At 72.5% G+C, this 12,619-nt stretch carries 12 protein-coding genes; 7 read left to right on the forward strand and 5 right to left on the reverse strand.

Going from position 1 to position 12,619, the window contains the following annotated elements; all coding sequences use genetic code 11:
• Positions 1 to 68: 68 nt before the first annotated feature.
• Positions 69 to 1,379: an ABC transporter substrate-binding protein gene (locus tag ACPXCS_RS20565; RefSeq protein ID WP_425948130.1), complete on the reverse strand. Its 1,311-nt coding sequence runs from the start codon at positions 1,377 to 1,379 to the stop codon at positions 69 to 71.
• A gap of 372 nt (positions 1,380 to 1,751) precedes the next feature.
• Between ACPXCS_RS20565 and ACPXCS_RS20570 the strand changes: the two genes are divergently transcribed.
• Positions 1,752 to 2,765, forward strand: coding sequence for a LacI family DNA-binding transcriptional regulator (locus ACPXCS_RS20570; protein WP_425948128.1), 1,014 nt, complete (start codon positions 1,752 to 1,754; stop codon positions 2,763 to 2,765).
• A 203-nt stretch (positions 2,766 to 2,968) separates the two neighbouring features.
• Here ACPXCS_RS20570 and ACPXCS_RS20575 read toward each other — a convergent pair whose 3' ends face one another.
• On the reverse strand, positions 2,969 to 3,841 hold the full coding sequence (locus ACPXCS_RS20575) for an SDR family NAD(P)-dependent oxidoreductase (protein WP_425948127.1): 873 nt from the start codon (positions 3,839 to 3,841) through the stop codon (positions 2,969 to 2,971).
• 56 nt (positions 3,842 to 3,897) lie between these two features.
• Between ACPXCS_RS20575 and ACPXCS_RS20580 the strand changes: the two genes are divergently transcribed.
• On the forward strand, positions 3,898 to 4,395 hold the full coding sequence (locus ACPXCS_RS20580; protein WP_425948126.1) for a MarR family winged helix-turn-helix transcriptional regulator: 498 nt from the start codon (positions 3,898 to 3,900) through the stop codon (positions 4,393 to 4,395).
• 80 nt (positions 4,396 to 4,475) lie between these two features.
• Here the strand turns inward: ACPXCS_RS20580 and ACPXCS_RS20585 are convergent, their stop codons facing one another.
• On the reverse strand, positions 4,476 to 5,918 hold the full coding sequence (locus ACPXCS_RS20585; RefSeq protein WP_425948124.1) for a protein kinase domain-containing protein: 1,443 nt from the start codon (positions 5,916 to 5,918) through the stop codon (positions 4,476 to 4,478).
• A gap of 206 nt (positions 5,919 to 6,124) precedes the next feature.
• On the opposite strand from ACPXCS_RS20585, the gene ACPXCS_RS20590 reads away from it, so the two are divergent.
• Both ACPXCS_RS20590 and ACPXCS_RS20595 read left to right on the forward strand, forming a co-directional pair.
• Positions 6,125 to 7,063, forward strand: a complete 939-nt coding sequence (locus tag ACPXCS_RS20590; RefSeq protein WP_425948122.1) for an aldo/keto reductase — start codon at positions 6,125 to 6,127, stop codon at positions 7,061 to 7,063.
• Positions 7,064 to 7,183: 120 nt separating this feature from the next.
• Entirely contained in the window at positions 7,184 to 7,537 is a 354-nt protein-coding gene (locus ACPXCS_RS20595; protein ID WP_425948121.1) for a MerR family transcriptional regulator, read from the forward strand.
• 101 nt (positions 7,538 to 7,638) lie between these two features.
• Here ACPXCS_RS20595 and ACPXCS_RS20600 read toward each other — a convergent pair whose 3' ends face one another.
• Complete coding sequence (locus ACPXCS_RS20600; protein ID WP_351352239.1) at positions 7,639 to 7,842, reverse strand: cold-shock protein; 204 nt, start codon at positions 7,840 to 7,842, stop codon at positions 7,639 to 7,641.
• A gap of 270 nt (positions 7,843 to 8,112) precedes the next feature.
• Between ACPXCS_RS20600 and ACPXCS_RS20605 the strand changes: the two genes are divergently transcribed.
• A complete protein-coding gene (locus tag ACPXCS_RS20605) occupies positions 8,113 to 8,535 on the forward strand; it encodes a DUF350 domain-containing protein (RefSeq protein WP_425948120.1) in 423 nt (140 codons plus the stop codon).
• A gap of 207 nt (positions 8,536 to 8,742) precedes the next feature.
• Here the strand turns inward: ACPXCS_RS20605 and ACPXCS_RS20610 are convergent, their stop codons facing one another.
• Positions 8,743 to 9,912 carry a mannose-binding protein gene (locus ACPXCS_RS20610; RefSeq protein ID WP_425948118.1) on the reverse strand — a complete coding sequence of 390 codons (1,170 nt, stop codon included), beginning with the start codon at positions 9,910 to 9,912 and terminating at the stop codon, positions 8,743 to 8,745.
• Between the two features lie 541 nt (positions 9,913 to 10,453).
• On the opposite strand from ACPXCS_RS20610, the gene ACPXCS_RS20615 reads away from it, so the two are divergent.
• Together ACPXCS_RS20615 and ACPXCS_RS20620 are read left to right on the forward strand one after the other, a co-directional pair.
• The gene (locus tag ACPXCS_RS20615; protein WP_425948244.1) at positions 10,454 to 11,212 is read left to right on the forward strand and encodes a type VII secretion system-associated protein; all 759 of its coding nucleotides are present in this window, start codon (positions 10,454 to 10,456) and stop codon (positions 11,210 to 11,212) included.
• Positions 11,209 to 12,501: an RICIN domain-containing protein gene (locus ACPXCS_RS20620; RefSeq protein ID WP_425948117.1), complete on the forward strand. Its 1,293-nt coding sequence runs from the start codon at positions 11,209 to 11,211 to the stop codon at positions 12,499 to 12,501. The genes ACPXCS_RS20615 and ACPXCS_RS20620 overlap by 4 nt, the downstream gene beginning before the upstream one ends.
• Positions 12,502 to 12,619: the final 118 nt, after the last annotated feature.

Below are 12,619 nucleotides of genomic sequence, written 5' to 3' on the forward strand. Positions count from 1 at the left end.
GGGTGAGCCGGCCGTCCGTGCCCACCGGCGCGGAGCCGGCGGGCACGGACGGCCGCGGGGGCCAGGGGTCAGCCGACCGCCTTCTCGATGCGCTCCGCGGTGGTCTCCCACGCCTTGTCACGGGCGGTGCCCTGCTGCTCGATCAGGGTCAGTCCCTGGGAGAAGGTGTCCTTGATCGTGCCGTCCTTGCGGCCGAGGACCTGCTTGTCCGGTATCTCCTGGGCGGCCGCACCGAAGATCTGGCCGATCGGCGCACCGGCGAAGTACTCCGACTTGGCGCCCTTCACCTCGGCGCTGTTCAGCGCCTCACGGGAGGAGGGGATGTTGCCGATCTCCTTGAAGATGTGGGCCTGCTGCTCCGGAGCGGTCAGCCAGGCGACGAGCTTCTTGGCCTCCTCCTTGACCGGGCTCTGCTCGACCACGCCGAGGAAGGACCCGCCCCAGTTGGCACCCTTGGGGGCCTTGGCCACGTCCCACTTGCCCTTGTTGGCCGGGCCGGCCTTCTCGCTGATGTGGCTCAGCATCCACGCCGGGCACACCGCCGTGGCGAACGTGCCGTTGGCCAGGCCGGGGTCCCAACCGGGCTGGAACTGGCGGAGCTTGGCCGTCAGCCCGTCCTCCGCCGCGTCGGCGGCGAGGCTCCAGGCGTCCTCGACGACGGGGTTGTCGGCGTAGATCAGCTCGCCCTTCTCGTCGTAGAACTGCTCCGGGTGGCCGTAGATCATGGCGTTGAACAGGCCGCTGGCCGCGTCCATGTAGGCGACGCCGTCACCCTTGAAGTCCTTCTTGAAGGTGCGGCCCACCTCGACGTACTTGTTCCAGTCGCCCTCCCAGAGCTTGGCGACCTCCTCGCGGTCGGTGGGCAGGCCGGCCTTCTCGAAGTAGTCCTTGCGGTAGCAGACGGCCATCGGGCCGATGTCGGTGCCCAGGCCGAGCACCTTGCCGTCGCCGGTGCTGATCTGCGACTGCTTCCACGGCAGGAAGTGGTCGGTGCCGGACACGTCGCCGAAGTCGGCGAACTTGTCCGCCTGGGTGTCGGTGATCTCCTTGGCCCGCCCGATCTCGATGCCCTGGATGTCCTTCAGGCCCTTGCCAGCGGCGAGCCGGGTCTGCAGCGCGGTGTAGTAGGTCTGCTCGTCACCGGCGATCTCGGCCTTGATGTCGACCTCGGGGTTCTCCTTCTCGTACTGCTCCAGGAGCCCCGTCTCCTTGATGCCCATCACCCCGTACAGGCCCATGGTGATGGTGACCTTGCCGTCCTTTTTCCCGCCGCCGGTGGCGGAGCCGTCGCTGCCGCCGCAGCCGACGACGAGCGCCAGTGCGCCGACGGTCGCGGCCGTCGCCACCGCCTTTCCGCGCAACGAACCGAGACTGCTCATGGATCTCCTCCTAGCGACGGCGCTGACACATCGGAGTGACGAGTTCTGCGCTGACTACTGCGATGACTACAGCGATGACATTTGTATGGCTTTAAGAGGGTGGGAACGTGCCCACTCTTGGGTGGGCACGTTCCCACCGGCGCATCGAAGACTCGTGGGAGCGGACGCATCTGTCAATGACTTGAACGCAACTCGTCTTCGGGGCACCATGGCCCCGCCCGGCCGGCACCGGCTCCCGGAGTGCTGGGCGACGGCTCCCGGAGCGCTGGGCCGACAGCTCCCGGAGTGCTGGGCCGACGGCCGGATCTGCAAGAATTGCCGCAGGTCACCTCCGCGGCAGGGACAGCCTCCGCGGCGCCGAGGGGGGAGCACATGAGCGGCAACCGCCGTCCCACGATCAAAACGGTCGCCGCCCGCGCCGGCGTCGGCCGCACCACGGTCTCCCGCGTCGTCAACGGTTCGGAACTGGTCAGTGCCGACGCGCGTGCCCGGGTCCTCGCGGCGATCAAGGAACTCAACTACGTCCCCAACTCGGTCGCGCGCGGCCTGGTGACCAACCGCACCGACGCCGTCGCCCTGGTGATCCCCGAGTCGGAGAGCCGGCTCGGTTCGGAGCCGTTCTTCGCCGCGCTCATCCGCGGTGTCAGCGGCGCGTTCACGGGGAGCCGCACGCAGCTGCAGCTGATGCTCGTCCGTGACCAGGCCGAACGGGACCAGCTGACCGAGTCGGTGGCGACCCGCCGCGTGGACGGTGTGCTGCTGGTCTCCGTGCACGCCGAGGACCGCCTGCCGGGCATGCTGGAGGAGATGGGGCTGCCCACCGTGCTGGCCGGCCGCCGCGACGCGGGCGAGCGGCTGAGCTACGTCAACTCCGACAACGCCGGCGGAGCGGCCGCCGCGGTCCGACATCTGCTGGAGCGCGGACGGCGGCGGGTGGCCACGATCACCGGCCCGCTGGACATGGACGTCGGCCGCAGCCGGCTCGCCGGGTGGCGCGCAGCGCACGCGGAAGCGGGCGTCCCGGCACCTGAACTCATGGTCGAGACGGGCGACTTCACCGAGGAGGGCGGCGCCCGCGCCATGCGTTTGCTTCTTGAACGCGCCCCGGACCTGGACGCGGTCTTCGCCGCCTCCGACCTCATGGCGGTGGGCGCCCTGGCCGAATTGCGCCGGTGGCGGCGCCAGGTGCCCGGTGATGTCGCCGTGGTCGGTTTCGAGGACTCCATCCTCGCCCGCCACACCAACCCGCCCCTGACGACGGTGCGTCAGCCGGTGGAGGAACTGGGGCGGACCATGGCGCGCATCCTCACGGACATCACGCAGAACGGCGCGCCGCGGCAGCAGGTGACGCTGCCGACGGAGCTGGTGGTGCGTGAGTCGTCCTGAGGGGGGTGGGGTGGGTGCGGCGAAGGGCGTCGGCGCGACGCCCGCGCGTCCGGTCGAGCTGCCCCGCGGAGTCTCCAAGGGGTCCTGACTCGCCCGCCACCGCCGTCTTCATCGCCCCGCCCGTCCGCCCCGACCAAGCCGGCAGTTCCGGAGGGAGGCCCGGCCCTTGTGGTCGGGGTCGTCCGCGCCCGGCGGCCTCGGCGTCAGGGCCGTTGCGTCAACTCCGCGAGCAGGGACTCGGACTGTGTCCACAGCTCTCGCTGGATCCACTCGTCGCGGCACGTCTCGGGGCAGGGCAGTGGCTCGGCGTCACGCACCGAGAAGTAGCCCCCGGTGATGGAGGCGAACGCCGGGTCGGTCGCCAGGCGCACGATGATTCCGGCGCCCCGGCGTGGATCACCGATCCCGAGCAGCTCCAGCACGCGCCGCAGTACGGCGGAGCCGGGCAGGTCCCGCCCCAGTCCGGTGGCGTTGAACCCGGGATCGCAGCAGTTGACCGTGACGCGTGCGGGATCCAGGCGCCGCGCGAGTTCCCGGGTCCACATGATGGTCATCAGCTTGGTCCGTCCGTACAGGGCCATGGACTCGCGGCGCGTGTAGGGGGCGGTGTCCCGCAGGTCCGTCGCCGGGGTGATGCTGCCGGCCTGCCGGGACGCCTCGGAGGCGACGTTCACGATCCGCGCGCTGCCCGTCGCCAGGAGCGCGCCCGTCAGCTCCTGGGTCAGGGCGAACGGGCCGAGGTGGTTCACCGCGGTCATCTCGGCCAGCCCCTCGGGCGTGACGCGCTGGGAGAAGGCGTGCAGCCCCGCGTTGTTGACCAGCACGTCCAGCCGCCCGAGCTTCGCGGTGATCTCCCTGCCCACCCGGCGGGCCTGTGCCATCAGGGCGAGGTCGGCCAGGAAGACGTCGACTTGAGCGTCCCCCGCCACCTCCTTCAGGTCCCGCAGCAGCGCCGCCGCCCTCGCCTCGGAGCGTGCCACGACACCCAGCCGGTAGCCGCGGCGTGCCAGTTCCAGGGCGGTGATCCTGCCCAGCCCTGATGTCGCACCAGTGACCACCGCAGTAGGCCGGTTCATCGCCACTCCATTCGTGAGGTACCTCATGGTCTTTGTGTGCGACGATACTCGACGTCATGAACGAGAGCGACACGGCATCGAGCAGCACCGACCCGGCCGAGGTGGGACTCCGCTTCCTGAGCGTCGCCTATCGGACGAGAAGCGCGGTGGACCAGCACATGACCGCCGCCGGGCTGTCCCTGTCCCGCACCAAGCTGCTCCGTTTGCTGGCACGCGACGGCGCCATGCACCAGGCGGAACTGGCGGAGGCGCTCGGTCAGGCGCCTCGCTCGGTCACTCAGAGCGTCGAAGCTCTCGAACGCCTCGGCCTGCTCACCCGGGCGATCGACCCTGCCGACCGGCGCCGCAAGGCCGTCACCCTGACGGAGAAGGGGCAGGCGGCGCTCGCGGCCGCCGAACAGGCGGGCCGCCAAGCCCTGCAGCATGCCTTCGGCGCGCTCGGCCCCGACCGGCTGTCCGACCTGCAAGGCCTGCTCGACCTGATCCGCACGCCCGCCGTCACCGCCTCCGCGTGCGGCGACTCCCCGGCCTCCGGACAGGTCAACACCGATTGAGCCCGCGGGACGTGGCGGCGGGCGGCGGCTCCGCCCGTCCTTTCGGCGCTTGGCGTTGCTTACCTGGCCCGTGCCGCTCCTTACCTGGCCCGTGCCGCCTTCTTGCCCGTCGCCTGGTCCTTGCGCGCTTGACCGGGCGGTCGGCCGGGGGCCTTCGCAGCGCCTTTCCCCGCCGCGTCGGCCGCCGCGCGCTCCGAGGTACCGCGCTGAGCGGATTGAGCGGCGTGCCCTGACGTGTCCGCGGGCCGGCGGACATCGTGGGCGGGGACGGAGTCGCTCGGACGGTGGGTGGCGACGGAGGAAGGGCCGCGCGAGGGCGAGGTCGCCGAGGCCGAGGGCGCGCCTTCGGCGCGGGTGGGCACGTCCGAGGGTGTGGACGGGCCGGGCCGGTCGGGCACGGAGGGGGCCGCTTCCGGGGTCGATTCCCCGGACGCGTCGCGGTCCGCGAAGCTCTCGGTGAGCAGGATCCCTGCGGCGGCGAAGGCGGCCAGCGCGGCTGCGGCTCCCCGGGTTCGCATACGGCCGCGGGGAGAGGCCGGCCGGTGCGTCCTGTCGGGCAGGCCGGTCGAGGGGCCCGTCGGCCACGGTGCCTTCGGGGGCGAGGAGCGCCGGTGTGTGGTGTCGGCGTGCTGCGCGGGGGTGTGAGGTACCGCGCTGAGAGCGACACGCGTGGCGGAGGCGGTGGGCAGCGCCGTGCGCGGTCCGGCGAGGCGGGTCAGGGTCTCGGCGCAGTCGGATGCCGTGGGGCGGTCCTGCTCTTCCAGGCTGGTCATGTCCCGCAGAAGGGCGGCGAGGCCGTCGGGCAGGAAGTCCGGCAGGGCGGGCGGGCGGTGCAGGCGTGCGATGGCGGACTCCAGGGGGCCGCCGTCGTACTCGAGTCGGCCCGTGAGGCTCTCGAGGAGGACCAGGCCGAGCGCGTAGACGTCGGCGGGCAGGCCGACGGGCCGGCCCAGCACCTGTTCCGGGGAGAGATAGGCCGCCGTGCCGGTGAGACTGCCGGTGGCGGAGCGGGTGGTGGCGTCCAGCAGCCGGGAGATACCGAAGTCGGTCAGGTGGGGCCGGCCGGCGGAGTCCAGGATGATGTTGGACGGTTTGACGTCCCGGTGGACGATCCCCGCCTCGTGGGCGTGCGCCAGGGCATCGGCCAGGGCCGCGCCGAGTGCGGCCGCGGCCTCGCACGTCAGGGGGCCCTCGGCGATGCGGGACTTGAGGGTGGGCCCGTCGATCAGCTGCATCACCAGGAAGGCGTCGCCGTCGTGGTGCCCGGCGTCGAAGGCGGTCACCAGGCCGGGATGCTGCAGCCGGGCCAGGATGACCGCCTCGCTGCGGAAGGCCTCCTCGGTGTCGAAGCCGGTACCGGAGCGGAAGACCTTCACCGCCACCGGACGCCGCATCCGCAGGTCGAGTCCGCGGTACACGTCGGCCGCGCCACCCGAACCGATCAGGGCGTCCACGCGGTAGCGGCCCGCCAGAATCCGGGCGCATCCCCGCAAGGCAGCGCCTCGCACCTCGTGCAGTCCCACCACGATCTCCCCACTCCGCACACTCGCACCGCTCGGGCGCCCGCCGTCGACGGGTCCGCCGAACGCAAGTACCCAGACATCCGCCGCTTGCACAACGCCGGGCGGCCCGGCGGTGCCGAGCGGCCCGGCTCCGTGCACCGTGTCCCGGGAAGAAGTGCTCCGCGGCGCTTGATCTGGAGCGCGCTCCAGATCCGAGCATGGAGGGCATGAACACCACCGACTCCCACGTCGTGCTCGGCACGATGGACTTCGGCACGCGCGTCGAGACCGACCGTGCCTTCGCGATCCTCGACTCCTTCGTCGCCGGTGGCGGTGTCTGGCTCGACACCGCCAACTGCTACTCCTTCTGGACCGACCCCGGCGGTGTCGGCGGCGCCAGCGAGCGCGTCATCGGCGCCTGGCTGCGGGCCCGCCCGGGCGCGCGCGAGGCGGTGCGGATCGCCACCAAGGTCCGGCACAACCCGCTGGTGCCGCACGCCTGGCCGGACAGCGCCGAGGGGTTGTCCGCCCCCGCCGTCCGGGCCGGCGTGGAGGAGAGTCTGGAGCGGCTCGGCGTCGATCACGTGGACCTGCTCTGGGCCCACGCCGAGGACCGCTCCGTGCCGTTGGAGGAGACCGTCGGCGCCTTCGGTGAGCTGGTCGCCAAGGGAGTGGCCCTGCGGACCGGAGCGGCCAACCATGCCTCCTGGCGCGTCGAGCGTGCCCGGTCGCTCGCGCGGGAGCAGGGCGTGGAGCCGTGGACCGCCCTGCAGTTGCGGCACTCGCTGCTCCTGCCGCGTCCGCTCACCCCGCTGGCGGAGTCCGGTCACCGGATGCTCGCGGCCGAGGACCTGGACCTCGCGCGGTCGGAAGGGCTCTCGGTGTGGACGTACAGCTCGCTGCTGTGGGGTTCGTATGTACGTGCGGACAAGCCGCTGCCGGAAACCTATGATCACCCCGGGACCACCCGGGTGCTCGCGGTCCTGAAGGAGGTCGCCGGCGAGCTCTCGGCCACACCGAACCAGGTCGTCCTCGCATGGCTGATGCGGCAGGGCATCGACCCCATCGTCGGTGCGAGCCGGGTGGAGCAGGTCGAGGAGGCACTCGCCGCGCGCGGTGTGCGGCTCGCCGACGAGCATCTCGCGCGCTTCACCGCAGCCCGGTAGGGGCGGAGCAGCGCTGCGGAGGTCGCAGTGCGGTAGGGGCCGATGCGCGGTAGGGGTCGCAGTGCGGCAGGGGACGATGCGCCGTCGGCGTCGGCCATCGGCGGTAACGAAGGAGTAGGCATGACCGGCATCACCCCCGCGGCGGCCGCCGACCGCACGGGCGTCTCCATCGACACGCTGCGCTACTACGAACGCGAAGGGCTGATCGGCCCGATCCGGCGCACGGCCGGCGGGCGCCGGGCGTACACCGAGGACGACATCTTCTGGATCGGCCTGGTCACGTGCTTCCGGGACGCCGGGCTGGGCATCGCGGATCTGCGGGGTTTCGTCGCCATCCTGCGTGCGGAGCACTCCCCGCAGGACCGGGTCGCCTTCCTGCGCGAGCGACGCGGGGAACTGGAACAGCGGGTGGCGGCGCTGCGCCGGGCCATGACGGTCCTCGACGACAAGATCGCCTACTACAGCCGGGGGTGACGTGAAGAGGGGCCCGGCGGGCCGGGCCCCTCGTTCTCGTTGCCGTTACCGTCCGGCTGCCCGCACTACGGCCAGGCGCCGGGCGGTGCGCATGGCCTCGGTCAGCCGCGCACGATGTTCTCGGCCTGGGGGCCCTTCTGGCCCTGGGTCACGTCGAAGGTGACCGCTTCGCCCTCGACCAGTTCCCGGTAGCCGTTGCCGGCGATGTTGGAGTAGTGGGCGAAGACGTCGGGGCCACCGCCGTCCTGCGCGATGAACCCGAAACCCTTTTCGGCGTTGAACCACTTAACGGTGCCGCTGGCCATGCTGCTTGTCCTTCGATATTGCCGAGAGGTCCCGGCTGCTCTGTGGGAGGGGCTCCCGAAGCCGGAAGCACCCGCCCACCGTTCTACCCCGTCGGCCGCCGATTATCCGACCAGGACACTCGAAGAAGATCGGGACTGGGTGGACCGAGGTCCGGCGGCGGGCTCGCGAAGGCCCGGGCGCCGGTCAGCGGCCCGAACGCGTGCGCTACCTTTTGCCTCTCCTTGACCGCGATCATTCACGATCCCTCACACATCGGAGCCGGCAACCCCATGAGCGACATCGTCAACGGACTCGGGCGGGCGACCGCCTACGGCGGCCTGGGACTGATCCTCCTGGTCCTCGGCATCGTCCTGGTCGACGTGCTGACGCCAGGAAAGCTCGGCCGGCAGATCTGGGAGGAGCGCAACCGCAACGCGGCGGTCGTGCTCAGCTCCGCGCTGCTCGGCATCGGAGCCGTCGTCTTCACGTCCATCTGGACGACGTACGAGGACTTCGGCAAGGGACTGGTCTCGACCGCGGCGTTCGGGCTGCTCGGGCTGGTGATGATGGCCGTGGCGTTCCTGGTGGTGGACCTGATCACGCCGGGACGGCTGGGAGCGACGCTGGTCGAGGCGGAGCCTCATCCCGCGGTCTGGGTGACTGCGTCCTGCAACCTCGCGGTCTCCGCCGTCATTTCCGCGTCCATCGCCTGAAGTCGCCCTCGGCGCCCCGGTTCCCCGGCGCCCCGGCGAGGCGGCAAGGCGGGTGCGCGGGGGTTGCCGGAGCGCGCGACGAGCCGGCGGGCCCGTCGCACGAGGCCGGTCCGGGGCTCGGCGACATCGGCCCGGGGCACGGGAGACCGGCCCGGGGCACGGCGGCAGCGGCCGGCCACGGGAGGCCGGCCGGGCAGCAGCCTGGTGTCAGGTCGACCAGATGACCGCGCCGTTGTACACGATGACCACCTTGGCGTCCGCCCGCAGGACCAGTTGCGCACCGGCGTGACCGTGGCTCTTGGACGCCCAGATGGGCCGGTCGGCGCCGTTGTGGATGACGAGGTTCCCGTCGCCCTGGAAGATCGCCCGGTGGTTCTCACCGAAGGTCATGGACGCCCAGATGGGCTTGCCCTTCTCGTTGTAGACGACGAGGTTGCCGTCGGTCTGCATGACCATGCGGATGCGGTTGGTGGTCCACGCCTGGTTGACCTCGAGGACGCTGGTCGCCGAGACGGTCTCGGTGCTCCAGTTCGGCTTCGGGGTCGCCTTCGGCTTAGGCTTGGGTTTCGGCTTCGGCTTCGGCTTGGCCGTCTTGCTGGGTGAGCTGCTCGGCTTCGGCGCGGCCTGCACCGGCTGGGGCGCGGCGACCACCGGCGCCTCGCTCTTCGGCGGCTTCTTCCTGCTCGGGGACGCGCTGGGCTTCTCGGCCACGTAGTCGTCCAGCGCGGCGGGGGCCGATTCGTGGGTCAGGACGGTGTCGGAGTCCTTCGCGGCCACCGTGTCCGAGGGGTTGCGGTCGTCGTCACGGCCACCGCCTGCCAGCAGCAGCGGTACGGCGACGAGAACGGCGCCGACGAGTGCGGCTCCCGCCAGGACCGGCTTGCGGGGCAGACCGGTGCCGACGCCGGTGTCGGACCTGACATTCGGAGGGGTCGCGGCGACGGCAGCCGCCACGGCCGGGCGCGCGGCGGCCGACTGGGGCGCCGCGGCCGCCTCCGGGCCCGCGGATGCCTCAGGCGACGCGGATGTCCCTGGAGCCGTGGACGTCCCGGGTGCCGTGGCTGCCTCGGGATCCGTCGCTGCCTCGGGATCCGTGGCTGCCTCGGGATCGGTCGCTGTCTCCGGCGTGGCCGGTGACTTGGGGGCAGCGAACGGCTCCGGCTCTTCGGTCTCGTCCGGCTCGGCGGAGGTCTCCGGCGACGTGGCCGCGGGGGTCGTGGGCTTCCCCGCCGGTACGGCACCCGGCTCGGGAGCGGTGGCCGGGCCGGGTTCCCGCGCGGTGGGTGCGGAGGGGTCGGGTGAGGCCCCGGCCTCCTCCGCACCGGGGTCGGCGGCCCTCTCCGCTTTCGCGCCAGGGGTGTGGTGCTGGGGGGACATGCGGTTACTCCTCCTCGGTGGCGGAGCTCTCGGTGGTGTGCAGGGGACCCGCGCGGCGGCCCGGCCGGACGAACGCCACGGCGTCCGGCGGGCGTTCGGCGGGTGGTGCGCCAAGGTGAGCCTGCGGCCCGTCCGGGTCGTCATGGTCCGCAGGACCGGGCCCGAGCGGTGCCCGGCAGCCGATCGGTCGCCTTCCCGTCTCGCCCGGTCCGCCGTACGACCCGGGCCCGGACGTCCGGCCGGAGGCACTGTACGTCCACGAGTTCGACGACTGGGCCAACTTAGCCCGTCTCGAGGACGACGGTCTCGCCGCCGTCCCCACCTCCGCCGTCGCTTTGTCCGCCGACGCCTCGCTGCTCCCGGAACGTTCTCCACCCGGGCGGCAAACGGGCACGCCAGCGGGCCGAACGGAGCCGGCCCGGGCGCCCACGGACCGGGTTCGTGTGGCATCCTGTTGGCCCCCGACTGATCAGTGTCGGCGTGTGGACATGCCGTTCGGCACCCCCCAAGCAGGCGAAGGCACCGAAGAGTTCAGGTGGAGATGCGGCCCCGAGAACGGCAAGAGGCCGGGCAGGACGCCCTGCCCGTGCCCCCCGAGTCCTCCGGCCCGGCCTCCGCTCCCGAGCCCTCCGCCCCCGGTACGGCCGAGGCCGCCGACGTCCCCGAGATACCCGACGCCGTACGGGCGGCCGCCCGGCAGGCGCCGGGTCACTGGATCGGCGTGGTGGACCCCGAGTGGGAGGGCGAACGGACACCGCCCGAGTGGGCCGTGCTGGGTGAATGGCAGTCCGACGACAGCGGTGAGGTCACGGAGTTCCGTGCCAACCCGGTCTACCGACCTTCGGCCCGGATGCTCGGCTGGCCCGAGCCCACCGATCCCGTGGACGCCGCGGCCCAGCGCGCCGCCACCGGTTACGGCTCGACGGACGAGGCACTGGCGGCGCTCGCCGAGGCCGAGGTCACCGTGGTGCGCGGGCCGGACGGTGGTCCACTCACCGCCCCCGGGCGCGACGGGGCGCCCGTGGTGCTGTTGTTCACCTCACCGGCCCATGAGTTCATGTCCCCGGCACTCCATCACGACACCATTCCCGTGCGGGAGTTGGTCCGTTCGCTGGACGGTTCCGACACCCTGCTGATGGTCAACGCAGCAGCGGCGGCTCCACTGCTCGTCCCGGCAGCCGGTCTCCTCGGCCCCGGGGCAGCGGACCCTGCCGCTGCCGAGGCCGCGGACCCTGCCGCGGCCGGGAGCGGCGGCTTACTCGAACAACCCTGGCCCCACACCACAGGGAGAACCCCGTGACGCGATCCGCCCAGCAGCCCTCCACTTCCCCGGGAGCGCGCACGGAGTCCGGCCCCGAGGGCGAGGCGACGCCCGCCGCCGCCCTCTCCCCCGGGTCCGACGGCGGACCCACCGGGACGAGGAGCGGACCGGAGGCGCGGACGGAGACCGCGGCCACCTCCGGTTCTCGTTCCGGTTCCGGTGAGGCGACGGCCGAGGCCGGCAAGGCGGCAGCCGCGGCCCAGGAGGCCGCGCAGGCCGCGCCCGCCGAGACCGCCGAGCCCTCCGAGCCCGCCGCGAGCGACCCCGGGGCCGGGGCGGCCACCGCTGCCCGTTCCGACCGCGAGGCCGGTGACGGTGCCGCGACCGGGGCTGCCGCCTCCGCGCGGTCCGAGGGCGAGGCCGACCCCGGTGCCGCCGCGGCGGCCAAGAGCAGGTTGCCCGCCCTCGTCCGGACCATGACCGAGACGGCGATCGACCGGCCCCGGCAGCAGGCTGCTCCGGTCGGGCGGCCCGGCAAGGCCGTCCTGGCCGGAGCGGCCGTCGCGGGCGCGCTACTGGTGTCGGTGCCGTTCCTGGTGCTGGGCGGGAACGACGACGGCGACGACCGCAAGAAGTCGGTCGGCGCCGGAACCGTGCTCGGTGAGGACGGCCAGGAGGCGCCGGGCGAGTTCGTGGTGGCCTCACCCGACGGCAGCCCCTCCGCCAGGACGGACAAGGCCTCCGGCAAGCCCGAGAAGCCCGTACGGAACACTCCCGGGCCGGCCGCGGACCGGGACAAGGGCGAGGACGCGCCGAAGAAGGACACCCGCACCGAGGACAAGCCGAAGTCGTCCGCGCCCGACCGGCAGGACGCGGCGAGCGGTGGCGGCAAGCCGGACAGCGGCAACGACCGGCCCGCCAACGCCGGTTCGGGGGTGACACTCAGCGCCCCGGTGTCCTTCCGCAGTCATCTGTCGGGCCGCTGCGTCGACGTCCCGGACGGCGACTTCAGCGACGGCAAGCAGCTGTGGGTGTGGGACTGCAACAACAGCCCCGCGCAGAAGTGGCAGTTCGCCTCGGACGGCACCGTGCGCATCGGAGGCAAGTGCCTGGACGTGGCGGGCGCGAACTACAACGACGGCACTCCGATCCAGATCGCCTGGTGCAGCGGCAACGCCGCCCAGAAGTTCACGCTGAACGGCAGCCACGACCTGGTCAACACCGTGGTCGGCAAGTGCGTCGACATCAAGGACAACAACCGGGGCAACGGGGCCGGGCTGCAACTGTGGACCTGCGCCGGCACCGACAACCAGAAGTGGAGCGTCTGACCGGACGCCTCCGGGCCGGGAGCACCCCTCCCGGCACCCGCCCGCCCCGGGGCGAGACATGAGGGCACCGTAGGCTCGCCGACACACGCCCCCGGTCGAGCGGGGCGCATGCTGAAGA

Origin of the sequence: Streptomyces sp. DT190, assembly GCF_049846985.1 — a bacterium.
Classification (GTDB): Bacteria; Actinomycetota; Actinomycetes; order Streptomycetales; family Streptomycetaceae; genus Streptomyces.